Source organism: Qipengyuania vulgaris, from assembly GCF_009827325.1.
Classification (GTDB): Bacteria; Pseudomonadota; Alphaproteobacteria; order Sphingomonadales; family Sphingomonadaceae; genus Qipengyuania; species Qipengyuania vulgaris.
The window spans coordinates 384540-407250 of record NZ_WTYC01000002.1 but is presented as its reverse complement, the minus strand read 5'-3'; the positions used below and the strand labels follow the sequence as shown (position 1 = coordinate 407250).

Below are 22711 nucleotides of genomic sequence, written 5' to 3'. Positions count from 1 at the left end.
CTCAGTCCTCTTTTTTGGCGTCTTCGGACTTGCCGAGCGCTTTCTTCATTTGTGCAAGTTCGTCGTCGATCGCGTCGGCGCCTTCCAGCGCGGCAATTTCGTCCGCCAGGTTCGGTTTGCCCGAGCTATCCGAAATGCTCAGTGCATCGGCGCGCCCTTCGGCATAGTCCACGCGGCGTTCGAGCTGGTCGAAGCGGCTCAGCGCATCGTCCACGCGGTCTTCGGTCATCAGGCTGCGCAGCTTGACGCGGTTCTCCGCGCTTTCGAGACGCGCAGCGATGGCGGTCTGGCGGCTGCGGGCTTCGCGCAGGCGGTTCTGCAGCTTGTGAATGTCCTGCTCGTAAGCGCGTAGCGCATCGTCGAGCACCCCAATTTCCTGCTTGAGCTGGTCGGCCATGTCCACGGCCTTCTTTTTCTCGACCAGAGCGGCACGGGCAAGATCCTCGCGGTCCTTCGACAGCGCGAGCTGCGCTTTTTCGCCCCAATCGGCCTGGAGCTTGTCCAGCTTCACAGTGTGGCGATGCATTTCCTTCTGGTCGGCGATGGTGCGCGCGGCGCTGGCACGAACTTCGACCAGCGTCTCCTCCATTTCCATGATGATCATGCGGATCATCTTCTGGGGATCGTCCGCCTGGTCGAGAAGGTCATTGAAATTGGCCGCGATAATATCGCGGGTACGGCTGAAGATTCCCATCAAAGGTACTCCACTGGAGAAAAACTGGTTGGTCCGTTCACGGCCGGTGTCCTGAGTCGGCGTGGGCGAGCGGCGCAGCCGTTCGACCTCGCTGTCGAGGCGCGACAGGGTCACGCGGTTGGGGCGAGCCGGAGCGTCCGCTGCGCGGGACTTGCGCGGGGGACTGTCGGGAGTGCGGCGCTCCGGCTCAAGAGGGTGCTTGTGGTCGCTCACGCGATTTCCACGGTGCCGATCGAAGCCACCATCGGCATCGGCGTAGAGACCGTGATTTGCGAGCTCAGCGCGACGAAAGCAGTCATCATCGCAATGCTGGCAATGGCCGCCTTGCCGAGCTGTGTGCTGAAGAACTTGCGGTTGTACATGGTGTCCTCCCTGGACGTGAATTGGTGTTGTTCCATGTTAAGCAAGCGGTGTGCCAAACTTAGATTCCGGCGGAAAATTGCGATTCTCCAAGTTTTCGACGAATGGCACAGTGGCGGCTATTGCCAACCCTTGGTGAAAATTCCTATATCTTGGTCATGGAGCGGGAAAATCAGTATATTGGCCAGTCGGGAGCTTTCCTCGATGCGGTCGAGCGGACCAGCCGCGCGGCGCCCATGCGCCGGCCTGTGTTGGTCATCGGCGAGCGCGGTACCGGCAAGGAGCTGATCGCCGAACGTCTTCACCGTCTTTCCAACAGATGGGAAGAGCCGCTGGTCACGATGAATTGCGCAGCCTTGCCCGAAACGCTGATCGAAGCGGAACTGTTCGGTCACGAGGCCGGGGCATTCACTGGTGCTACCAGACAGCGCGCCGGAAGGTTCGAAGAAGCCGACAAAGGCACGCTGTTTCTCGACGAGCTGGGCACACTGTCGATGGGCGCGCAGGAACGCCTGCTGCGTGCCGTGGAATATGGCGAGGTAACGCGTATCGGCTCCTCGCGCCCGATCCATGTCGATGTCCGCATCGTCGCCGCCACCAATGAGGACCTGCCCGCCAAGGCAGAGCGCGGCGAGTTTCGCGCCGACCTGCTCGACCGCCTCAGCTTCGAAGTGATCACTTTGCCGCCGCTGCGCGTGCGCGAGGGCGATATCGAAGTGCTGGCAGACTATTTCGGCCGCCGCATGGGCGCCGAACTGGGCTGGGAAGCCTGGCCGGGCTTTTCCGACCACGTCGCCGATCAGCTCGAGAATCATCAATGGCCCGGCAACGTCCGCGAATTGCGCAATGTGATCGAACGGGCGGTCTATCGGTGGGACGATTGGCAAAACCCGATCGGCCACGTCCAGTTCGATCCGTTCGAGAGCCCCTGGAAGCCCGTCTCTCCGCCGTCGCCGCGGAAACGTTCCGACGCAGCTCTCACGGCTAGGGCCCAACCGGCCGCACCCGATCTCGACGCTGTCGAGGACCTGCGCAGCGCGGTGGATGCGCATGAGAAGGCGATTCTCGAACATGCGCTCGGCAAGCATCGCTGGAACCAGCGCCAGACGGCCAAGGCGCTGGGCCTCAGCTACGACCAGCTGCGCCATGCCATCAAAAAGCACGGTCTCACCGACGACGATTGAACGAGGCTTGCTTTTGGCGGGACTCGAGCCTATCTCGCCGTCAATCCCGACATTGTCGCGACACTGTGGGGCTGGCGCCGCAAGGGGCCGGCACGAAACCCACTTGTCGCAAAGCAAGTCCATACCGGAGTGTGAATGGCTGATATTGACCGCTTGAACGAAGTAATCGAACCCGAAGCGAAATCGCTCGGATTCGAGCTCGTGCGGGTCAAGATGATGCCGTCCGAAGCCGGTGACGGGGCGCAGGCGCTCCAGATTATGGCGGAAGACCCGTCAACGGGCCAGCTGCTGATCGAACAATGCGCTGCACTTTCGCGCCGCGTGTCGGACCGGATCGACGAGCTCGAAGAAAAGGGCGAAGTCCTGATCGAAGGCGCCTATCACCTCGAAGTCAGTTCGCCCGGCATCGACCGTCCGCTCACCCGCGAGAAGGATTTCGAGAAATGGGCCGGACACGAAGCGAAGATCAGCATGGTCAAAGGCTTCGACGGTCAGCGCAATTACAAAGGTGACCTCAAGGGCATCGACGGTCATTGCGTGGTCATTGCAGATGCCAAGGCGGGCAAGGTGAAGCTCGACCGTGACCAGATTCACACGGCAAAGCTCGTCTTGACCGACGCGCTCATTGCCGCCACCCAGCCGCTCGATACGAGTGGTGCCGAAGACATTGTAGAAGAAAAGGCAGACGACTGATGGCCAGTGCCATTTCCGCCAATAAGGCAGAACTCCTTGCAATTGCGAATGCGGTCGCATCGGAAAAGATGATCGACAAATCCATCGTCATCGAGGCGATGGAAGAGGCGATCCAGAAGTCCGCCCGCAACCGTTATGGCGCGGAAAACGACATTCGCGCCAAGCTCGATCCGTTGACCGGCGACCTTCGACTATGGCGCGTCGTCGAAGTTGTCGAAGAGGTCGAGGATTATTTCAAGCAGGTCGATCTGAAGGCTGCCAAGAAGCTCGAGAAGGACGCCAAGGTCGGCGACTTCATCGTAGATCCGCTGCCGCCGGTCGATCTCGGCCGCATCGATGCGCAGTCCGCCAAGCAGGTGATCTTCCAGAAGGTCCGCGATGCCGAGCGTGAGCGCCAGTTCGAAGAGTTCAAGGATCGCTCCGGCGAAGTCATCACCGGTGTGATCAAGTCGGTCGAATTCGGCCATGTGATCGTCAACCTCGGCCGCGCCGAAGGTGTCATCCGCCGCGATCAGCAGATCCCGCGCGAAGCCGCCCGTGTGGGCGAGCGTGTCCGCGCGCTGATCACCAAGGTGGAACGCAACAACCGCGGACCGCAGATTTTCCTCAGCCGCGCGCATCCCGATTTCATGCGTAAGCTGTTCGCTCAGGAAGTACCCGAAATCTACGACGGTATTATCGAAATCAAGGCCGCCGCCCGCGATCCGGGCAGCCGCGCCAAGATCGGCGTGATCAGCCATGACAGCAGCATCGACCCGGTCGGCGCCTGCGTCGGCATGAAGGGCAGCCGCGTGCAGGCCGTCGTCCAGGAACTGCAGGGCGAAAAGATCGACATCATTCCCTGGTCGGAAGATGGCGCGACCTTCATCGTCAATGCGCTTCAACCGGCCACCGTCAGCCGCGTCGTCCTCGACGAGGAAGATGGCCGCATCGAAGTCGTCGTACCCGACGACCAGCTCTCTCTGGCCATCGGCCGCCGCGGCCAGAACGTGCGCCTCGCCAGCCAGCTGACCGGCAACCAGATCGACATCATGACCGAGGAAGAAGCCTCGGAAAAGCGCAGCAAGGAATTCGCCGAGCGCTCCAAAATGTTCGAAGAGGAACTCGACGTCGACGAAACGCTTTCGCAGCTGCTCGTAGCCGAAGGCTTCGCAGAACTGGAAGAAGTCGCTTACGTCGAGCTGGAAGAGCTCGCCGGCATCGAAGGCTTCGACGAGGAACTGGCCGAAGAACTCCAGAACCGCGCCAGGGAAGCGCTCGCCCGGCAGGAAGAAACGCATCGTGCAGCGCGCCGTGAACTGGGCGTCGAAGACGATCTGGCCGAACTGCCGCATATGAACGAAGCGATGCTTGTCACGCTCGGCAAGGCAGGATTCAAGACGCTCGACGATGTGGCGGACCTCGCCACAGATGAGCTTATCGCCAAGAAGCGCGAAGCTCCGCGCCGCCGGAACAATACCGATGGGCCGCCGATGCGCCGCGACCGTCCGATGCGTGAGCAGGACAAGGGTGGAGTGCTAGGCGAATATGGCCTGACCGAAGAGCAGGGCAACGAGATCATCATGGCTGCCCGCGCCCACTGGTTCGAGGACGAAGAGCCGAAGGCGGCTTCGTCGGGGTCCAAGTCCGAAGAGGAAGCTCCGGCATCTGCCGCTGCCGCCGACACGCAGGAGGCCGCCGATGCGGACTCCACCCAATGAGAGCCTGACGTCCGACATCGCTGAAGCCCGCAGGCCCCGTAAACCGGAGCCCGAACGGCGCTGCATACTGACCGGAGAGACGGGGCCGCGCGACGCGCTGCTTCGCCTCGTCGCCTCGCCTTCCGGCCTCGTCCTGCCGGATGCCCAGGAAAAGGCGCCGGGACGGGGTGCATGGGTCAGTTCCTCGCGCACGGCGATCGAGGAGGCGAAGGCCAACGGAAAATTGAAGGCAGGCCTGGCGCGTGCATTCAAGACTGGTGACCTCGAGATACCCGAGGACTTGCCGCAGAAGATCGAAGATGCGCTCACTCGCGTGTTTCTTGACCGCCTGGGTCTCGAAATGCGCGTCGGAGCCCTTATCTTGGGCACGCAGCGCATTGCGGAGACTGCGCGTATGGGCGGAGTTTCCGCACTCTTCCACGCCAGAGATGCGAGCGAAGACGGGCGCAAGAAACTCGATCAGGCCTGGCGCGTAGGACGCGAGGCGGAAGGCAGCGGCGAACGCGGCTGGACTCTGCCACTGGACCGTGAGGTGCTGTCTGTGGCATTGGGCCGCGACAATGTCGTCCACTTCGGTCTGGCCGACGATGCTGCGACCGCGCGGGTGCTCAAGCCCTTCAAGCGGCTGATGCATTATCTGGGGCAAGAAATTCCAAGCGGATCTTGGACTGACGAATTCGGGCGCGCCTCCGTACGCACCGCTGACGATACGAACGATTGAACGAAGAGAAACGAGCAAGAATGAGCGACGACGACAAGAAACCTGCCCGCAAACCGCTGAGCCTCAAGGGCGCGCAGCCGGGCGAGGTCAAGCAGACCTTCAGCCACGGCCGCACCAACAAGGTGGCGGTCGAGGTGAAGCGCCGCCGTAAGCTCCTGAAGCCCGGCGAAACTCCGCCGCCGCCTCCTCCGGCGCCTGCTCCGGAGCCGACCCCGGCTCCCGCACCTGCGCCTGCAGCCAAGAAGCCCGCGCCGAAAAAGGCCGCGCCCGCTTCGGAAACTCCTCAGGAACGCGTTGCGCGTCTTACCCGCGAAGCCGAGGAAGAGCGCCTGCGCCTGACCGAAGAAGCGCGCAAGCGTGACGACGAACAGGCCAAGAAGGCCGCCGAAGACGAGAAGAAGCGCGCCGAAGACAAACGCAAGGCCGACGAAGAGGCTGCCAGCAAGGCAGCGGAAGAGCCCGCGAGTCCGCCTGCCGAGAAGGCAGCAGAAGCACCGGCTCACGAGGAAGCGCCTGCCGATGAGAGCTCGCCTGCGCCGGCTCCTCGCCAGTTCACGCCCGTCAAGCGTCCGGAAATCAAGAAACCCGAACGCGCCAAGAAGAAAGACGACAAGCCTGCGCGCGTGGCCGAAACACCGGACAAGCGCCGTTCCGGCAAGCTGTCGGTCAAGAAGGCCCTGAACGAGGACGAAGGCCGCCGTGCGCGTAGCCTCGCCGCGCTCAAGCGTGCGCGCGAAAAGGAACGCCGCATGCAGGGTGGCGGCTCCAGCAAGCCGCGTGAGAAGCAGGTACGCGACGTTATCGTGCCCGAGGCGATCACCGTCGGCGAACTGGCCAAGCGCATGGGCGAAAAGGGCGCCGACCTCGTGAAGGAGCTCTTCAATCTCGACATGATGGTCACCGTCAATCAGACAATCGACCAGGATACGGCAGAACTGCTGGTCGAGCAGTTCGGCCACAATATCGAGAAGGTCTCCGAGGCCGATGTCGATATTGCGAATGATTCAGATGTCGATCCGGAAGAGACGCTGAAGCCCCGTCCGCCCGTGGTTACCATCATGGGCCACGTCGACCACGGCAAGACTTCGCTACTCGACGCGCTTCGCGGTGCCAATGTGGTGAAGGGCGAAGCTGGCGGCATCACGCAGCATATCGGCAGTTACCAGGTGCAGACGAAGAGCGGCGATGCCGTCACCTTCCTCGACACGCCGGGCCACGCCGCCTTTACCCAGATGCGCCAGCGCGGTGCCAACGTCACTGACATCGTGGTGCTGGTGGTTGCCGCCGATGACGGCATCATGCCGCAGACGATCGAGGCCATCAATCACACCAAGGCCGCCGGCGTCCCGATGATTGTGGCGATCAACAAGATGGACAAGCCGGAAGCGAATCCCGACAATATCCGCACCCGTCTGCTCGAACACGAAGTGATCGTGGAATCGATGTCCGGCGATGTGCAGGACGTGGAAATCTCCGCCAAGGAGAAGACCGGTCTCGACGATCTGCTCGAGAAGATTGCGCTGCAGGCCGAACTGCTGGAGCTAAAGGCGAACCCCGACCGCATGGCCGAGGCAACAGTCATCGAAGCGCAGCTCGACAAAGGTCGCGGCCCGGTCGCGACCGTGCTCGTCACCCGCGGTACGCTGGAGCGTGGCAACACTTTCGTGGTCGGCACCCAGAGTGGCCGTGTCCGCGCCATCGTCGACGACCAGGGCAAACAGATCAAGAAGGCCGGACCTTCGATGCCGGTCGAGGTCCTCGGCCTCGGCGGTGTACCGAGTGCCGGCGACGTGCTTACCGTGGTCGAAAACGAACAGCGTGCCCGTGAAGTCGCGCAATATCGTCAGGAAAAGGCGACCGAAAAGCGTACCGCGCTTGCGCCGACCAGCTTCGATACGATGTTCAACAACCTCGCCTCGAATGTGGTCGAATTCCCCGTATTGGTGAAAGCCGATGTGCAGGGTTCGGTGGAAGCCATCACGACCGCGCTGCACAATCTGTCGAACGATCTCATCAAGGTCCGCGTTCTGCACGCAGGCGTGGGTGCGATCACCGAAAGCGACGTGCAGCTGGCAGCAGCCTCGAAGGCGCCGATCATCGGGTTCAACGTGCGTCCCAATGCCAAGGCGCGCGAACTGGTAAAGCACGACGGCGTAGAGATGAAGTATTACGACGTTATCTACCACCTCACCGAGGAAATCGCCAAGGAGATGGCGGGCGAGCTTGGTCCGGAGCGGATCGAACACGTCGTCGGCCGTGCCGCGGTCAAGGAAGTGTTCCGTTCGGGCAAGAAAGACAAGGCCGCCGGCCTGCTGGTCGAGGAAGGCGTCATTCGCAAGGGGCTGCACGCACGCCTCACTCGCGACGACGTCATCGTCTCAGCCACGACCATCGCCTCGCTGCGCCGCTTCAAAGACGATGTGGACGAAGTCCGCGCCGGTTTGGAATGCGGTGTGGTCCTTGCCGACACCAACGACATCAAGGCTGGCGACCAGCTCGAAGTGTTCGAGGTCGAGGAGCGCGAACGGACGCTATAAGAAAGGATCGTTGTGGCCCTGATCCGGTCGGCGGAGGTGGTTGAGTTGTATCGACCATTTGGCGAGTTCGATTCTCGCTCGTGGGTCCGGTGGGCATAATGGTGAGAAACTCTTCCACTCCCGAACAGCAATCGGTTCGCGTCCTAAAAGTTGGCGAGCGGGTTCGGCATATACTGTCCGAACTGCTCGCACGCGGGGAGGCGCATGATGATGTGCTGCGCGCGTCGAACATCTCTGTAACCGAGGTGCGGATGAGCCCGGATCTCAGGAACGCCAAGGCCTATGTCAAACCCCTGCTGGGGCAGGACGAAGCGGCGGTGCTGAAGGCATTGCGTACCAATACGGCGTTCTTCCAGAAGGAAGTCGCCAAGCGCCTGGGCCTCAAGTTTGCGCCCAAACTTTCTTTCCAGCCCGATGAAAGCTTCGACGAGGCGGAACGGATCGAGAAGCTGCTCTCCGACCCCAAGGTCGCGAAAGACCTCGAGGACGAAGAGTAGGCTTTACTCGGCGCTGGCCGGTCCGGTCGGATCGACCGTGGTGGGTACTTCCATGAAAACTTCGGCGCCCGGGCCGAGCGGAAGATCCAGCACGACCCATCCGATGGTCATCGCGAGCCCTGCCAGCAACAGGCCGACCGAATAGGGCAGCATTGTCGCGGCAAGGCTGCCGAGGCCGAAATCCTTCTGCCAGCGTTGGCAGAAGATCAGGATCAGCGGGAAATAGACCATCAGCGGCGTGATGATATTCGTCGCCCCGTCGCCAACGCGATAAGCAGCTGTCGCCATTTCCGGCGAAATGCCCAGCAGCATCAGCATGGGCACGAGAACCGGAGCCAGCAGCGCCCACTTTGCACTCGCCGAACCGACGAAGATGTTGAGGAGGGCTGATACCAGAATGATCGCCGTCAGCAGCGCCCATGCGGGAAGCCCGCTGTTGCCGAGAAAGTCGGCTCCGTTCACTGCGAGGATCAGGCCGAGGTTTGACCAGGCGAACATCGCCACGAAATGCGCGGCGGCGAAGGCAAGTACCAAGTAATAGGCAAGATCCTCCATCGCGCCGGCCATCATCTTCACCAGGCCGCGGTGATCTTCGATCGTCCCGGCGGCCTTGCCATAGGCCCAGCCCGCGAGGAGGAAGAGCAGGAAGAAGCCTGCGACGAGGCTCTGATAGAAAGGTGTCAGCCGCGCTTCCGCCGAAGCGGTCTCGTCGATCAGCGGCGTGCCCGGGCCGAGCGTGAAGAACAGCCAGAGGCCGACGACGAACAGCACGGCGAGGCCTGCCCAGCGCAGTCCCTTGCTTTCCGCAGACGAGAGTGCGCGGTCCCCATCGGCGACTTCGCCCTGTTGTTCGGGCGATACCGCCTTGCCCGCCATGGAAGGGTTCCACGGCCCAAGGCGGGGTTCGATCATCTTGTCGGTCACGAACCAGATCACCGGCAGGAAGACGAAAGTCATCGCGGCGATGAAATACCAGTTGCCTGCGATATTGGCCGTGAAATCCCCGAACACCGTCTCGACGCTGGCCTCGGTAATGCCGAAGAGCAGCGCGTCCAGCTGGCCGGGCAGCAAATTGGCCGAAAATCCCCCCGATACGCCCGCAAATGCGGCGGCGATCCCCGCAACCGGATGGCGCCCAGCGGCATGGAAGATGATCCCGGCCAGCGGGATCAGGACCACGTACGCGGCATCGGCGGCGAGATTGCCCATCATGCCGACGAACGCGACGATGGGCGTCAGCAGGTAAATGGGCGCATTTCGCACGCCCGCCCGCATGGCGGTGCCGAACAGCCCCGCACGCTCGGCAACACCTGCTCCCAGCATCACGACCAGCACGTAGCCGAGCGGGTGGAAGTGGGTGAATGTCTGCGGCATTTCGACCCAGAGCCGCGCGATGTTCTCTGCGCTCAGCAGGCTCTGTGCAGTGATGACCGTGGCCGCCCCGGTGTCGGCATCGACTTCGGTTGGGTGCGCGGCGGAGAGTCCGGCAAGCGAAGCGGCGATCGAAACGACCACCAATATCGCGATCAGCCAGAAGAACAGGAAAACCGGATCGGGCAGCTTGTTGCCGCTTCTTTCGATCCAGCCGAGAATGCCGCTCTGCGTGCCCGAACCTGCCTGTGCTTCAGCCATGGGAATCCCGCTCACCTCACCTTTTGTTAGTTTTCGGGGTATCTCATCCCCAATCCTGTCTGTCGATCTCCTTAACAGCCCTGTCCCCCGGGGCTAGAAGCCGGCGATGGCCAAGCTGTATTTCTACTACGCCAGCATGAATGCGGGGAAGAGCTCCACGCTGCTCCAGACCGCGTTCAACTATGGTGAGCGGGGGATGAAGGTCTCGCTCTGGACCGCCGCGCTGGACGACCGGCCCGGATTCGGCGCGATTTCTAGCCGTATCGGCCTCGCCAGCGATGCGCATCGCTATGAAGCCGACACCGATATCGAAGCGCGTGTGCTGGAAGAACATAAAGATACCACGCTCGCTTGCGTGCTGGTCGACGAGGCGCAGTTCCTTACCCGCGATCAGGTCTGGCAGCTGGCTCGGCTGGCTGACGATGCGGGCATTCCGGTGCTGTGTTACGGCCTGCGCACGGATTTTCAGGGCGAACTCTTTCCCGGCTCGGCGGCGCTTCTGGGAATTGCGGACGCATTGGTTGAGATGAAGGCAGTGTGCGATTGCGGCCGCAAGGCAACGATGAACCTGCGTGTCGATGCAAACGGCAAGGCGGTCAGCGAAGGTGCGCAAACCGAAATTGGCGGCAACGATCGCTATGTTGCCATGTGCCGCAGGCACTTTTCCGAGGCGCTGACCCGCTAGAGGGTGCGTCAGCCCTCCCGCCTTCCTACATAACGCGATATGCTCGATACACTTACCCTCGCGGCGATCCTGATCCCGTGCCTCATCATTGCAATCGTCTTCCATGAAGTAGCGCATGGCTGGACCGCGCTGGCGCTGGGCGACACCACCGCGCGCGACATGGGGCGGCTGACGCTCAATCCCATCAAACACGTCGATCCCATCGGGACATTGCTGGTGCCGGGCGCGCTGGCGCTGTTCGGCGGGCCGATCTTCGGTTGGGCCAAGCCGGTACCCGTCAATGCGCGCCGGCTCGACAACCCTCGTTACGGCATGATGGCCGTTGCCGCTGCAGGCCCGGGGACAAATATCGTTCTCGCGCTGGTCGGCGCGATCATCTTCGGGATGCTGGCGGGCCTTGCAACGACTTGGGGCGTCGCGCTCCCCGATTGGATGTTGACCGCATTCGGCTCCTTCATCGTCATCAACGTCTTCCTCGCCCTGTTCAACATGCTCCCGATCCCGCCATTCGACGGGTCGCATATCGTCGGCGGGCTGATGCCGCGCCGCTGGGCTCATCATTGGCAGAAACTGCAGGCCATGGGCATGTTGCTGCTCGCCGTGCTCATCGCCGCGACCTGGGCCTTTCCCGATGCGCGCTGGATCGAGAATACCCTCTTTCCACCGGTCGAGTGGATGACGGGCCTGTTTTATTCCGTCGCTGCCGGGATCGAGGATTTCATCACGTGAGCGAGCGCAGCAAACCCGCACCGCACGGATGGCTGCTGCTCGACAAGCCGCGCGGGCTCGGCTCGACCCAGGCCGTCGGACTGGTCAAGCGCGTGCTCCGGCAGGGCGGCTACGCGAAGACCAAGGTCGGCCATGGCGGGACGCTGGACCCGCTCGCGGAAGGCGTATTGCCGATTGCGCTGGGCGAAGCGACCAAGTTGGCGGGGCGGATGCTGGACAGCGACAAGATCTACGAATTCACCATCCAGTTCGGGGAACAGACCGACACACTGGATACCGAGGGTGAGGTTGTCCACCGCAGCGACCGCCGCCCGCCCATGGCTGCCATCGCCGCGGTGCTCGGACATTTCTCGGGAGAAATCGAACAGACACCGCCTGCCTTTTCGGCCATCAAGGTCGGCGGAAAGCGCGCCTATGATCTCGCGCGGGCAGGCGAAGAGGTCGAAATGAAGACCCGCAGGGTGATTATTCACGACCTCCGCTTGCTGGCCCAGCGCGAGGATGCTGACCTGCGCTCCAGCTTTGCCACAACCTCCGGCAGGCCGGATCCCTACGATCCGCAGGCTCCGCTCGAACTGGCGGACAGCGTGACCTTGGTCGCGCACGTCTCCAAGGGCACCTACATCCGTTCTCTGGCACGGGATATCGCACACGCCCTTGGTGCGGTGGGCCATGTCACCTATCTCAGGCGGATAAAGGCTGGCCCGTTCCGCGAGGATCAGGCGATTTCGCTGGACTCGGCAGAGGAAATCGCTAAGGGCGCGCCCATCGAAAACCTTCTCCTGCCGCTAGAGGCCGGACTGGACGACATCCCGGTCCTTCCCCTCGATCCCGACAGCGCGCAGGCGGTCCGCCAAGGCCGGGTACTGTCGGACCTGCCCCCCGTTCATGGAGAATGGGCCGACGGGCTCCACCTTGCAAAGCTGGGAAACATCCCGGTGGCGCTGATGGAACTCGAAGGAGGCTCGGCCAAGGTCGTGCGGGGCTTCAACCTACCGGATGTCGCGGAGTAAAATGCATGTCGGTATCTGCCGAACAGAAACAAGAAATCATCAAGGACAACGCCCAGAACGAAGGCGATACCGGTTCGCCGGAAGTCCAAGTCGCGATCCTCACGCAGCGTATTCGCAACCTCACCGACCACTTCAAGGCCAATCACAAGGATAACCACTCGCGTCGTGGCCTCCTCATGATGGTCAACAAGCGCCGTAACCTGCTCGCCTATCTCAAGAAGATAGATGTCGAGCGTTACAATGCCCTGATCCAGAAGCTGGGTCTTCGCAAATAAGAGTTTTCGGGAAGGGCGGCTCAAACGGGCCGCCCTTTTCGCATATGGCCCCTTCGCAATCCGGCGCGGGCGGCCCACCAGAGGCAAGACATATCGCCTCGAACCGGACCGGGACGGATTGCCCGGCACAGTAGGCCCCGCACCGCAATAAGGCCGTGCGGGTTCAAAAGGAAAATACATGTTCGACACGAAAACCGTATCGCTGGAGTGGGGCGGAAAGACCCTCACCCTCGAAACCGGCCGCATCGCCCGTCAGGCTGACGGCGCCGTTCTGGCCACCTATGGCGAAACCGTGGTGCTCTGCGCAGTGACCGCCGCCAAGAGTGTGAAGGAAGGGCAGGATTTCTTCCCGCTGACCGTCCACTACCAGGAAAAATTCTCCGCCGCGGGCCGTATCCCGGGTGGCTTCTTCAAGCGCGAAGGCCGCGCCACGGAGAAGGAAACGCTGACCTCCCGCCTGATCGACCGCCCGCTGCGGCCGCTGTTCCCGGAAGGCTTCTACAACGAAATCAACGTTATCGCGCAGGTCCTGTCCTATGACGGCGAGACCGAGCCCGATATCGTCGCGATGATCGCCGCATCGGCTGCGCTGACCCTTTCTGGCGTGCCCTTCATGGGCCCGATCGGCGCCGCACGCGTCGGTTTCCGCAATGGCGAATACGAACTCAACCCAAGCCTCGACAAGGCGCTGGACGAAAAAGGTCGCCTCGACCTCGTCGTCGCCGGCACGCAGGACGCGGTGATGATGGTCGAATCCGAAGCCAAGGAGCTGACCGAAGAGGAAATGCTCGGCGCCGTCATGTTCGCGCATGAGGAAAGCCGCAAGGTCATCGGTGCGATCATCGATCTCGCCGAACAGGCTGCCAAGGATCCGTGGGATCTCGATCCGGTAGAAGACAAGTCGGCCACGCTCGACGAACTTCGCGGCATCATCGGCGCAGACCTCGAAGCCGCCTACAAGATCACCAACAAGGCCGAGCGCCAGGATGCGATCAACGCCGCCCGTGCCAAGGCGCGCGAGCATTACGAAGGCCTCGATCACGACGATCCGGCCGAATATCTCGGCAAGCTCAAGCTGGTGAAGAAGCTCGAAAGCGACATCGTGCGCGGGTCGATCCTCAAGGACGGCACCCGCATCGACGGACGCAAGGTCGACCAGGTTCGCCCGATCGAGGCGATGGTCGGACTGCTGCCCCGCACACACGGTTCGGCGCTGTTCACACGCGGTGAAACGCAAGCGATCTGCACCACCACGCTGGGCACCAAGGATGCAGAGCAGATGATCGACGGTCTCGAAGGCCTGTCGTACAATCACTTCATGCTGCACTACAACTTCCCGCCCTATTCGGTCGGCGAAGTCGGCCGCTTCGGCTTCACCAGCCGCCGCGAGACGGGCCACGGAAAGCTCGCATGGCGTGCGCTGCACCCGGTGCTGCCGAGCCGCGAGGATTTCCCTTACACCATTCGCATCCTGTCGGACATCACCGAGTCGAACGGCTCGAGCTCGATGGCGACCGTTTGCGGCGGCTGTCTGGCCATGATGGACGCCGGTGTTCCGATCGAACGCCCGGTTTCCGGTATCGCGATGGGTCTGATCCTCGAAGGCGACAAGTTCGCCGTCCTGTCGGACATCCTGGGTGACGAAGATCACCTCGGCGACATGGACTTCAAGGTCGCAGGTTCGGAAAACGGTATCACCTCGCTCCAGATGGACATCAAGGTTGCCGGCATCACGCAGGAAATCATGACCAAGGCGCTCGAGCAGGCGAAGGCCGGTCGCGCGCACATCCTCGGCGAAATGCAGAAGGCCTTGGGCACGGCTCGCGGTGAAGTGTCGAAGCACGCTCCGCGTATCGAAACGATGCAGATCGACAAGTCGAAGATCCGTGACGTCATCGGTACGGGCGGCAAGGTTATCCGCGAGATCGTTGCCGAAACCGGTGCCAAGGTCGACATCGACGACGAAGGCGTGATCAAGATCAGCTCCTCGAATGCCGACGAGATCGCAGCAGCACGCAAGTGGATCGAAGGCATTACCGAAGAAGCAGAGGTCGGCAAGATCTACGACGGCAAGGTCGTCAACATCGTCGACTTCGGAGCTTTCGTGAACTTCATGGGCGGCAAGGACGGTCTCGTCCACGTCAGCGAAATGAAGAACGAACGCGTCGAGAAGCCGACCGATGTCGTGACCGAAGGCCAGGAAGTTAAGGTCAAGGTCCTCGAGATCGACCAGCGTGGCAAGGTCCGACTGTCGATGCGCGTCGTCGACCAGGAAACCGGCGAAGAGCTGGAAGACACCCGCCCGCCGCGCGAACCGCGCGGTGATCGTGGTGACCGTGGCCCGCGCGGCGGCGGCGGTGGCGGTGATCGTCGCGGCGGTCGCGGTGGTCCCCGCGGCGGCGGTCGTGGCGGTAGTCGCGGTGAAGGTCGCGGCGGAAACGATGGCGGCGGTGAAAACCATGTGCCCGACTTCCTGAAAGACTAAGCCGCTTTGCCCGCAAGCGCGGGACAAGCAGACACAGAGGGGTCGCCGGTCCGCCGGCGGCCCCTCTTCTTGTGTCGGATCGCAGGTGCTAAAGGGTCGGCAGTCGGTTTCTCGCCATGCACGAGCGAGTCGCGGCAACTGAGGACCCGGATCGCAAAGGGTCGCTTTTCCTGCATTGTGGAGAGCGAAAATGATCCAGCAGATCGACACGACAAAAGTGGAAGAACTGGCCGGCAAGGTGATCGGCGACGTCGCTGGCGCACTAAGCCTTTTCATGGCCTATATCGGCGATCAGGCGGGCGTTTTCGACACGCTCGACGGCGAAGGGCGGCTGACCCTAGCGCAGATCGCAGGTAAGACCGGATATAACGAGAAGTACCTGCATCAGTGGCTCGGTTCGGTCAGCGCGGCAGGCTACGTGACTTTTCATCCCGAAGATGAAACCTTTTCGCTCTCGCCCGAACAGGCACTTGTCTTCGCGCGGGAAGGGCAGCCGGCAAACATGCAGGGATTCATCATGGCGGTGGTCTCGCAATATGAAGAGCACCAGAAGTCGGTCGACACCTTCCGTTCGGGACAAGGCAGGCCATGGGGAGAGCATTCGCAATGTCTTTTCTGTGGGACCGACCGGTTTTTCCGCCCCGGCTATCAGGCCAATCTGGTGGAGACCTGGATACCCGCACTTGGCGGTGTCGAGGCCAAACTGACCAAGGGCGCGAAAGTGGCCGACATCGGATGCGGGCACGGATCCTCGACCGTGCTGCTCGCCAAGGCCTATCCCAACTCCACTATCCACGGCATCGATTTCCATGAGCCCTCGATTCAGGAGGCGCGCCGCAAGGCGGCAGAGGCGGGCGTCACGAATGTCGATTTTCAGGTGGCAACCGCGCAGGATTTCAGCGGGCGCGACTATGACTTCGCCTGCATTTTCGACGCTCTCCACGACATGGGCGATCCAGTAGGCGCGGCCCGGCACATTCGCGATACGCTGAAAGATGACGGTACGCTGATGCTGGTCGAACCGATGGCCGGCGATTCCATGGCGGATAACATGCATCCCCTGGGGCAGATTTTCTACGCCTTTTCCACCACCGTGTGCACTCCTGCATCGCTGTCTCAACCTGTTGGTCTCGGTCTGGGTGCGCAGGCTGGCCAGAAGCGCCTCACCGAGGTTCTTAACGAGGCAGGGTTCTCCAATATTCGTAGGGCATCGGAGACGCCCACCAACATGGTTCTCGAAGTGACGGGCTGACTATCGCTGTGGCAGCGAGCGCGCTATCGGGCGCGAGTTGTAGATCCTGCAAGCCCGAAAGGCCCGCCATGCTGCCCCGTGAAACCATTGCCACTGCCGAAATCCCTGGAGGGGAAACGCTTACGCTGGTCAGTCACGGACGCGATCATATCATCATGCTCGGACGTGACGAACTGATGGGCACGCGCATGCAGTTCAGCGAGGAGCAGCTCGCCGAACTCACCTTGGCGGAACTGAACCGGAAAGCACCGCGCGTGCTGGTCGGCGGCTATGGCATGGGCTTCACATTCCGCAAGGCGCTGGAGAAGGCAGGCGAGGGCGCGCGGGTGGTCGTGGCGGAGGTGGTGCCCGAAATCCTCGAATGGGCGAAGGGGCCATTGGCGCATTTGACCGGAGACAGCCTAGAAGATCAGCGGGGCGAGGTCGTGCTTTGCGATGTCGCAGCGTTGATCGACGATGCCAACGATGGGACCTGCGGAAAGTGGGATGCAATCCTGCTCGATGTCGACAACGGACCCGACGGTATCGTGCGGGACGGCAACCAGAGATTGTATTCGCGCACCGGCCTCGGCAAGGCGCGCGACGCGCTGATGCCCGGCGGCGTGCTGTCGATCTGGTCAGCGGCGCCGGACCACCGGTTTCGCATCAGGTTGAAAGAAGCGGGTTTCCAGGTCGAGGAGCGCGTTGTGCGTGCCCGGCCCAATAACAAGGGTCCGCATCATACCATCTGGTTCGCACATCGGCGCTGAGTTTCAGCCACCTCGTTGAACGAAAAGCCCGCCGCTCCGAGAGTTCGGAGGGCGGGCTTTCGAATTTGCCTTGGGCCGCAGTCAGCGTACGCGCGGACCGCCGAAAGGCAAGGGGGGAGGGGGACGGCGGGCACCGCGGGGCAGCTGTGCCTGATAAGCCCGTCCGCAATGCTCGACGCAATAAGGGAAGCCGGGATTCACCGCGACCCCGCAGAAATGGAAGTCGGGTTCGCCGGGATGGCCCATTGGCCACCGGCAGACCTTGTCCGATAGATCGAGCAGGCTTGTCTTGTCGGCGATAGAGGGATCAGGCTTAGCCGGAACCAGCCTGCGCGGCGGCGCGGGCGGAATGGGAGGCTGCTGATCGCCGGGTCCCTGCCTGAGGAAACCGCCGGGACCGACCGAAACGATCTTCGGCAGGTCGGTCGATCGATTGGGCATTGGCTGAGAGGGATTGTTGCTATCCGGCCTGGCCGCTGGTGGAGCTGCCGCCGGAGCCGCTGGCGCAGCAGTGGCAGGAGCGGGTGCAGGACGCGGAGCGACCTTCTTAGCCACCGGCTTGGACGCAGGCTTCGGCTTGGGCACAACCTTCTTTTTCTCGGCCGCCTTAACCGGTGAGGGGCGCGACTTGAGGCCGAGCCTGTGAGCCTTTCCGATCACCGCATTGCGGCTCACGCCGCCCAGTTCGTCGGCAATCTGGCTGGCAGTTGAACCGCCTTCCCACATCTTCTTCAGCGTCGCGATCCGTTCGTCGGTCCAGCTCATTACGAAATCCGTATCCTTCGTGTTTCCGCCTGCATCTTGCCAGCGGAAGTGCTTGGCCCTAGGCGCACGCCCATGGCCGATCAAGTCCAACCCGTTCCCGCTTCCTCTCAGAGCAGTGACGATGCCTCGTTCACGGAAAATCCGGGCAAGGGGAGGGGCAGTTTCCCGAAGCGGGGGGAGCCCGTGATTACCGGGATCAACCGCGTGGGTTTATGGAGTCTCTATATTAAGGAGGTTCGCCGGTTTCTCAAGGTCCAGACGCAGACGATCTGGGCCCCTGCCGTAACCACGCTGCTTTTTCTGGTCATTTTCACGGTCGCGCTCGGCCGTGAGGGACGAGAGATCCTGGGAGTGAATTTTGCAACCTTCGTCGCCCCGGGCCTGATCGTGATGGGCATGATGCAGAATGCTTTTGCCAATTCCAGTTTCTCGCTGTTGTCGGGCAAGATCCAGGGTACGATCATCGATCTGCTCATGCCGCCGCTTTCGACTGGCGAACTGATGACGGGGATCGTCACAGCCGCGGTTACCCGGGCAATTGCAGTGGGTGCAGCGGTCGCCTTGGCCATGGCGTTCTATCCAGGGGTTGATTTGTCGCTGGCGCATCCATGGGCGGTCGCGTGGTTCGGGCTGATGGGCGCGATCATGCTCGCGCTGATGGGCCTGCTTGCGTCGATCTGGGCGGAAAAGTTCGATCACAACGCTGCGGTCACCAATTTCGTGATAGCACCGCTGAGCCTACTGTCGGGCACATTCTACGTGATCGACAACCTTGCTCCTACTTTCCAGATCATCAGCCGCTTCAATCCCTTCTTCTATGTCATAAGCGGCTTTCGTTTCGGCTTTCTGGGCCAGAGCGACATCGGCGATACCAACTCGGCCCTCGTGCAGAGCGCATTGGGACTGGGTCTATTCAATCTGGTATTCGCCTTCCTCGTATATCGCATCCTCGCGTCCGGCTGGAAAATCCGGAGCTGACCGGTCTTTTCTTGCGCAGGCCCAATCGCTAAAACTCTGATCCAGACCGGTTACGGGGCCGTAGCTCAGTTGGGAGAGCGCGTCGTTCGCAATGACGAGGTCAGCGGTTCGATCCCGCTCGGCTCCACCAGGTTCCTTGCAACCGGTTTCCGCGCTACTTGCCGATGATGGACGACCGGACCCTCTTGCTCGTCGGCGCGGGCCATGCGCATCTTGGCGTGATCGATTCGCTTCGGAAAAATCCGCTCCCGCGCACACGTGTCGTGCTTGTCGAGCCGCTCGATACCATGCGCTATTCCGGCATGGTTCCGGGCTGGCTGGCGGGGGAGTATCGTGCGGACGAAGCGGGTATCCCCTTGCAGCCGCTGGTCGCGCAATCCGGTATCGATTGGCGCCGGGCAAGGCTTGTTTCCCTTGATCCTCACGCGAAGGCAGCGCTGCTGGATAGCGGCGAGATCGTGAATTACGATGTCTGCGCGATAGCCACCGGAGGGGAGGGACAGGCTGCCGAATTGCTTGGAAGCGACCCGCGCCTGCTCGATATTCGCCCTATCGACGGCTTTATCGAACATTGGCGGAAACTGCGTGATAGCTCCTCGGCTATCCGTAACATCGCCGTGGTTGGCGGCGGCGCAGGCGGCGTAGAGCTGGCTTTCGGACTCGCCAATGCGCGGGAAAAACCTCGATTTTCCATCACGCTCGTATGCGGAGAGGGCGGCCTATTGACTAGCCACTCAGGGAGAATTGCGGAAAAGGTTCGTGCCGAACTAGTGCGGCAGGAAATTCGCATCGTCGATGCCGATGCGCGTTTTGAGAGCGGAAAGCTGGTGGCCGGTGGGAAGTCTCTCGAGGCGCTGGACCTGGTGGTGGCTGCTGTCGGAAGCGGCGCACCCGACTGGCCGCGGGCGAGCGGCCTGCCAGTGGATGAAGACGGCTTCATCCGTGTCGATGAGCATCAGGCCGTTTGCGGATTTCGCGAGATTTTCGCGACCGGAGACGTCGCGCGCCGGACGGACAGGCACTTGAAGCATTCCGGTGTACACGCCGTCTACGCCGGTCCGCTGCTGGCAGAAAATATTCGCCGCACCCTCTCAAGCAGTCGTCCTCGTCGCACTTACCGCGGTATCGGGATGGATTTCTACCTGCTCAACACGTGCAGGGGAGAAGCCATCCTGTCCTATTACGGCCTCGCGATACAGGCCCGCTGGCTGCGGCGGCTCAAGGACTGGCTCGACCGCCGCTGGGTCGATCGGTTCAGTCGTTGAGGCGCGCCTCGATGGCATCGGACAATTCTCGCAGGCGCGCGGCGTTGTAACCGAGATCGGACAGACCAACACGGCTGACCGAGCGCAGGTCGATGACGCCGTCTTGCACCCGTGCCACGACGTCGTCCTTGAAGCCGAATGCGAAGGTTTCCGCCGTTCCTTCGACCGTGCCCGCCTGGACGTCGCTGCGGATGTCCGTGAGGCCGATGTCGCTCATCGCTGCCGAAACCCGCGCTATGGCCTGATCACGGGGAATGTCGAACGGAATTGGCTGCAGTTCCGGGAAGCTCTCTCCAATCACCCGTGCATGGCTCTTCCCGGCCAAAGGACTATCGGCGAGCGCCTCCTGCCACGGTTCCAGCTGGCCGAGCGGCGTCTGGTAATCATTGAGCGGATTCGCGCCCATCTCTTCACGCTGGGCGATCGTGGCGGCGGAAAATGAAGGCGGGTTCGCTGTGTCGGTGGAGACATCATGGATCGGGGGCACGCTGGCCGCCCGGTCCGCCACCCACGCGAGACCGGCCATCAGCGCCGCGGGAATGGCGAGGGCGAGCGCCGCTTTCCACCACTGCGGGCGAGGGCCTTTCCAAAGGACGAGAACGAGGGCGACGAGAGCCAGCAACGCGGTCACGCCGATGAAAATGGGGCCGGCAGTGCGGACCATGGTGCCCAGCCCGGTCTGCCAGTCGATCACCCCGAATTTGGGTCCGAAGATCGCAACCGCGAACCAGAGCAGTAGCGCAAGCGCGAGCCACAAGGCATATTTCGGCAGTTTCGCAATCACGCCCGTCTCCTCTTAACCGCGCCCACGATAGGACGATACGCCCTGATCGGGAACCCATAGTCCTTCCGGCACCGCGCCGCTCTGCCAGAACACGTCGATCGGAATGCCGCCGCGCGGATACCAGTAGCCGCCGATGCGCAACCATCTGGGCTTCATTTCCGTGAACAGTCGCTCTCCGATGCCCACGGTAACATCCTCGTGAAATCCGCAGTGGTTGCGGAAAGAGCCGAGGTAAAGCTTCAGGCTTTTCGATTCCACGATCGTTTCTTCAGGGGCATAATCGATCACCAGATGCGCGAAATCCGGCTGGCCGGTAACCGGGCACAGAGAGGTGAACTCCGGCGCGGCGAAGCGCACCATGTAGAGCTGGCCCTTGCGGGGGTTCGGCACGTAATCGAGTTCGGCCTCTTCCGGCGAGGTGGGAAGTGGGCTACTTTCGCCAAGGAACTTGGGTGTCACTGTGTCGCTCATGTCGCGCATCTGCCGCGAATGGGGCATGGGTGCAAGCCGGGGCTTGGAACTCGCCTCTTCAGTGCCTATTCAGCGCGCCGATCCGATCAGGTCTTCTTTACTCATGCACATTCGTATTCGCCTTCCCTTCGTAGCGCTCGCTCTCGCCGCGCCCAGCGGCCTGTCGGCACAAAGCGCGCAGGATTTCCAGTTGCCGCCGAACCCCACGCCCACGGCCAGTCCGCGCGCGCAGGGTCCGGTCGATGTCGAAAGCGGCAATGTGCCGGTTGTGCCGCGCGTCATTGGCACGCCGACCCCCTCGCCACGCCCGACAGCAAGGCCGACGGTGACCCTGCCTGCATCCCCAAGTCCTGAGCCGACACCGGCTCCCTCGCGGACTGCAGGCGCGGCTGCACCCGCAACCAGGACTGTAGAAGCGCCGCGCCCACAGCCGACCGGCCTGCCGACGGCGCCGGAACGTCTCCCGCTCGATCCGGGTGAGACAGTACCGATCGTGCCCGCGCCTCTGGCCACGGAAGAGACCGAAGAGCAGCCAGGTCAAAGCGCCAATCCAATTACGAGTGAAGCTGTGCCCGTTCCCGAGCCGGCCGCCGAAGGTATAACCTGGATATGGCCTGCCGTTGGCGGTGGGCTATTGGCCTTGCTCGGTCTGGGCTATTTCGTGTCCCAGCGTCGCCGCGCCGTTTCTCCGCCGGAGATAGAGAAGCCCATCGTGGCCAGCGGCGGCGGTCTGGCCGGGCCTACAGATCTGCAAATTCGCGCAGAAGCGATCAAGTTAACCCGGTCGGTAATGAACGCGACGCTGCATTATCGTGTGTCGCTGATGAATCGCTCCACAAAGGCGCTCTCGAACGTCGATCTGGGTGCGGACATCGTCTCCGCACATGGCGGTGTACCGGTCGAGCAGCAGGTTGCCAGCGCTTCGCAGGCGCTCGAAAAGCGTCATACCTTCGAGCGCATCGCCCCGGGGCAAAGTGTGCGGCACGAAGGGCAACTGACCATCCCGCTTTCGCAGGCTCGGGTAATCCGGCAGGGCAAGGCTGCACTCTTCGTTCCGTTGCTGAGGGTACGCCTCGACGGAGCCAGTGCCGAGCCTTTGGTCAAGACTTTCGTCGTGGGACTTGGCATACCGGGCGGCGGACGCGTGACACCGTTTCGTATCGACGAAGGGCCACGGAGTTACGAGCCGATTGCGGCACGCGCGCTCGACTGAATCGACACCGCGTCCGGTGCCAGCTAGCA

At 62.2% G+C, this 22711-nt stretch carries 22 protein-coding genes and 1 tRNA gene; 17 read left to right on the top strand and 6 right to left on the bottom strand.

The features are described from left to right. Nucleotide 1: 1 nt before the first annotated feature. Both pspA and GRI69_RS15735 read right to left on the bottom strand, forming a co-directional pair. The gene (pspA, locus tag GRI69_RS06420; protein ID WP_160727509.1) at nt 2-802 is read right to left on the bottom strand and encodes a phage shock protein PspA; all 801 of its coding nucleotides are present in this window, start codon (nt 800-802) and stop codon (nt 2-4) included. 101 nt (nt 803-903) lie between these two features. After that, nucleotides 904-1056, bottom strand: a complete 153-nt coding sequence (locus tag GRI69_RS15735) for a hypothetical protein (protein ID WP_202391866.1) — start codon at nt 1054-1056, stop codon at nt 904-906. Nucleotides 1057-1212: 156 nt separating this feature from the next. Here GRI69_RS15735 and pspF point away from each other — a divergent pair, with 156 nt between their 5' ends. The 6 genes from pspF to rbfA all read left to right on the top strand — a co-directional run bounded on the left by pspF (nt 1213) and on the right by rbfA (nt 8386). After that, entirely contained in the window at nt 1213-2238 is a 1026-nt protein-coding gene (pspF, locus tag GRI69_RS06415) for a phage shock protein operon transcriptional activator (protein ID WP_160727426.1), read from the top strand. Between the two features lie 135 nt (nt 2239-2373). After that, a complete protein-coding gene (rimP, locus tag GRI69_RS06410) occupies nt 2374-2931 on the top strand; it encodes a ribosome maturation protein RimP (RefSeq protein ID WP_160727425.1) in 558 nt (185 codons plus the stop codon). Further along, the gene (gene nusA / locus GRI69_RS06405; RefSeq protein ID WP_160727424.1) at nt 2931-4631 is read left to right on the top strand and encodes a transcription termination factor NusA; all 1701 of its coding nucleotides are present in this window, start codon (nt 2931-2933) and stop codon (nt 4629-4631) included. The genes rimP and nusA overlap by 1 nt, the downstream gene beginning before the upstream one ends. Next, entirely contained in the window at nt 4612-5352 is a 741-nt protein-coding gene (locus GRI69_RS06400; RefSeq protein ID WP_160727423.1) for a DUF448 domain-containing protein, read from the top strand. Before nusA ends, GRI69_RS06400 begins: the two co-directional genes overlap by 20 nt. A gap of 20 nt (nt 5353-5372) precedes the next feature. Beyond that, nucleotides 5373-7889 carry a translation initiation factor IF-2 gene (gene infB / locus GRI69_RS06395; protein WP_160727422.1) on the top strand — a complete coding sequence of 839 codons (2517 nt, stop codon included), beginning with the start codon at nt 5373-5375 and terminating at the stop codon, nt 7887-7889. Nucleotides 7890-7987: 98 nt separating this feature from the next. Further along, nucleotides 7988-8386: a 30S ribosome-binding factor RbfA gene (gene rbfA, locus GRI69_RS06390; protein ID WP_160727421.1), complete on the top strand. Its 399-nt coding sequence runs from the start codon at nt 7988-7990 to the stop codon at nt 8384-8386. Between the two features lie 3 nt (nt 8387-8389). Here the strand turns inward: rbfA and GRI69_RS06385 are convergent, their stop codons facing one another. Next, nucleotides 8390-10018 carry an AbgT family transporter gene (locus GRI69_RS06385; RefSeq protein ID WP_160727420.1) on the bottom strand — a complete coding sequence of 543 codons (1629 nt, stop codon included), beginning with the start codon at nt 10016-10018 and terminating at the stop codon, nt 8390-8392. Nucleotides 10019-10124: 106 nt separating this feature from the next. Between GRI69_RS06385 and GRI69_RS06380 the strand changes: the two genes are divergently transcribed. The 7 genes from GRI69_RS06380 (at nt 10125) to GRI69_RS06350 (ending at nt 17206) form a co-directional block, all read left to right on the top strand. Then, nucleotides 10125-10703 (top strand): thymidine kinase, encoded by a 579-nt coding sequence (locus GRI69_RS06380; RefSeq protein WP_160727419.1) that lies wholly within the window; start codon nt 10125-10127, stop codon nt 10701-10703. Between the two features lie 39 nt (nt 10704-10742). Continuing rightward, on the top strand, nt 10743-11432 hold the full coding sequence (locus tag GRI69_RS06375) for a site-2 protease family protein (RefSeq protein WP_160727418.1): 690 nt from the start codon (nt 10743-10745) through the stop codon (nt 11430-11432). After that, the gene (gene truB / locus GRI69_RS06370) at nt 11429-12445 is read left to right on the top strand and encodes a tRNA pseudouridine(55) synthase TruB (RefSeq protein ID WP_160727417.1); all 1017 of its coding nucleotides are present in this window, start codon (nt 11429-11431) and stop codon (nt 12443-12445) included. The genes GRI69_RS06375 and truB overlap by 4 nt, the downstream gene beginning before the upstream one ends. Nucleotides 12446-12450: 5 nt before the next feature. After that, complete coding sequence (rpsO, locus tag GRI69_RS06365; RefSeq protein ID WP_160727416.1) at nt 12451-12720, top strand: 30S ribosomal protein S15; 270 nt, start codon at nt 12451-12453, stop codon at nt 12718-12720. Nucleotides 12721-12898: 178 nt separating this feature from the next. After that, nucleotides 12899-15205, top strand: a complete 2307-nt coding sequence (gene pnp, locus GRI69_RS06360; protein WP_160727415.1) for a polyribonucleotide nucleotidyltransferase — start codon at nt 12899-12901, stop codon at nt 15203-15205. Nucleotides 15206-15395: 190 nt separating this feature from the next. Continuing rightward, nucleotides 15396-16457 (top strand): class I SAM-dependent methyltransferase, encoded by a 1062-nt coding sequence (locus GRI69_RS06355; RefSeq protein ID WP_160727414.1) that lies wholly within the window; start codon nt 15396-15398, stop codon nt 16455-16457. 68 nt (nt 16458-16525) lie between these two features. After that, nucleotides 16526-17206, top strand: coding sequence for a spermidine synthase family protein (locus GRI69_RS06350; RefSeq protein WP_160727413.1), 681 nt, complete (start codon nt 16526-16528; stop codon nt 17204-17206). Between the two features lie 81 nt (nt 17207-17287). Here the strand turns inward: GRI69_RS06350 and GRI69_RS06345 are convergent, their stop codons facing one another. Further along, the gene (locus tag GRI69_RS06345) at nt 17288-17971 is read right to left on the bottom strand and encodes a GcrA family cell cycle regulator (protein WP_160727412.1); all 684 of its coding nucleotides are present in this window, start codon (nt 17969-17971) and stop codon (nt 17288-17290) included. A gap of 72 nt (nt 17972-18043) precedes the next feature. On the opposite strand from GRI69_RS06345, the gene GRI69_RS06340 reads away from it, so the two are divergent. The 3 genes from GRI69_RS06340 (at nt 18044) to GRI69_RS06330 (ending at nt 20214) form a co-directional block, all read left to right on the top strand. Beyond that, entirely contained in the window at nt 18044-18949 is a 906-nt protein-coding gene (locus GRI69_RS06340; RefSeq protein WP_160727411.1) for an ABC transporter permease, read from the top strand. A 54-nt stretch (nt 18950-19003) separates the two neighbouring features. Beyond that, nucleotides 19004-19079, top strand: a tRNA-Ala gene (locus tag GRI69_RS06335). A gap of 34 nt (nt 19080-19113) precedes the next feature. After that, nucleotides 19114-20214 carry an FAD-dependent oxidoreductase gene (locus GRI69_RS06330; RefSeq protein WP_237452970.1) on the top strand — a complete coding sequence of 367 codons (1101 nt, stop codon included), beginning with the start codon at nt 19114-19116 and terminating at the stop codon, nt 20212-20214. Here the strand turns inward: GRI69_RS06330 and GRI69_RS06325 are convergent. Both GRI69_RS06325 and queF read right to left on the bottom strand, forming a co-directional pair. After that, nucleotides 20204-20998 (bottom strand): DUF1499 domain-containing protein, encoded by a 795-nt coding sequence (locus tag GRI69_RS06325; protein WP_337191036.1) that lies wholly within the window; start codon nt 20996-20998, stop codon nt 20204-20206. The genes GRI69_RS06330 and GRI69_RS06325 overlap by 11 nt on opposite strands. A 12-nt stretch (nt 20999-21010) precedes the next feature. Then, nucleotides 21011-21469: a preQ(1) synthase gene (gene queF, locus GRI69_RS06320; RefSeq protein ID WP_160727409.1), complete on the bottom strand. Its 459-nt coding sequence runs from the start codon at nt 21467-21469 to the stop codon at nt 21011-21013. Between the two features lie 103 nt (nt 21470-21572). Here queF and GRI69_RS06315 point away from each other — a divergent pair, with 103 nt between their 5' ends. After that, entirely contained in the window at nt 21573-22682 is a 1110-nt protein-coding gene (locus tag GRI69_RS06315; protein ID WP_237452969.1) for a hypothetical protein, read from the top strand. Nucleotides 22683-22711: the final 29 nt, after the last annotated feature.

Coding starts and splice junctions, on each gene's coding strand:
- GRI69_RS06345 (WP_160727412.1), bottom strand. CDS start 17,971: ATGAGCTGGACCGACGAACGGATCGCGACGCTGAAGAAGATGTGGGAA.
- nusA (WP_160727424.1), top strand. CDS start 2,931: ATGGCCAGTGCCATTTCCGCCAATAAGGCAGAACTCCTTGCAATTGCG.
- GRI69_RS06350 (WP_160727413.1), top strand. CDS start 16,526: ATGCTGCCCCGTGAAACCATTGCCACTGCCGAAATCCCTGGAGGGGAA.
- rimP (WP_160727425.1), top strand. CDS start 2,374: ATGGCTGATATTGACCGCTTGAACGAAGTAATCGAACCCGAAGCGAAA.
- pspF (WP_160727426.1), top strand. CDS start 1,213: ATGGAGCGGGAAAATCAGTATATTGGCCAGTCGGGAGCTTTCCTCGAT.
- GRI69_RS06315 (WP_237452969.1), top strand. CDS start 21,573: ATGCACATTCGTATTCGCCTTCCCTTCGTAGCGCTCGCTCTCGCCGCG.
- GRI69_RS06375 (WP_160727418.1), top strand. CDS start 10,743: ATGCTCGATACACTTACCCTCGCGGCGATCCTGATCCCGTGCCTCATC.
- rbfA (WP_160727421.1), top strand. CDS start 7,988: ATGGTGAGAAACTCTTCCACTCCCGAACAGCAATCGGTTCGCGTCCTA.
- GRI69_RS06385 (WP_160727420.1), bottom strand. CDS start 10,018: ATGGCTGAAGCACAGGCAGGTTCGGGCACGCAGAGCGGCATTCTCGGC.
- GRI69_RS06380 (WP_160727419.1), top strand. CDS start 10,125: ATGGCCAAGCTGTATTTCTACTACGCCAGCATGAATGCGGGGAAGAGC.
- infB (WP_160727422.1), top strand. CDS start 5,373: ATGAGCGACGACGACAAGAAACCTGCCCGCAAACCGCTGAGCCTCAAG.
- GRI69_RS15735 (WP_202391866.1), bottom strand. CDS start 1,056: ATGTACAACCGCAAGTTCTTCAGCACACAGCTCGGCAAGGCGGCCATT.
- rpsO (WP_160727416.1), top strand. CDS start 12,451: ATGTCGGTATCTGCCGAACAGAAACAAGAAATCATCAAGGACAACGCC.
- GRI69_RS06340 (WP_160727411.1), top strand. CDS start 18,044: ATGGCCGATCAAGTCCAACCCGTTCCCGCTTCCTCTCAGAGCAGTGAC.
- pnp (WP_160727415.1), top strand. CDS start 12,899: ATGTTCGACACGAAAACCGTATCGCTGGAGTGGGGCGGAAAGACCCTC.
- GRI69_RS06355 (WP_160727414.1), top strand. CDS start 15,396: ATGATCCAGCAGATCGACACGACAAAAGTGGAAGAACTGGCCGGCAAG.
- queF (WP_160727409.1), bottom strand. CDS start 21,469: ATGAGCGACACAGTGACACCCAAGTTCCTTGGCGAAAGTAGCCCACTT.
- GRI69_RS06330 (WP_237452970.1), top strand. CDS start 19,114: ATGATGGACGACCGGACCCTCTTGCTCGTCGGCGCGGGCCATGCGCAT.
- GRI69_RS06400 (WP_160727423.1), top strand. CDS start 4,612: ATGCGGACTCCACCCAATGAGAGCCTGACGTCCGACATCGCTGAAGCC.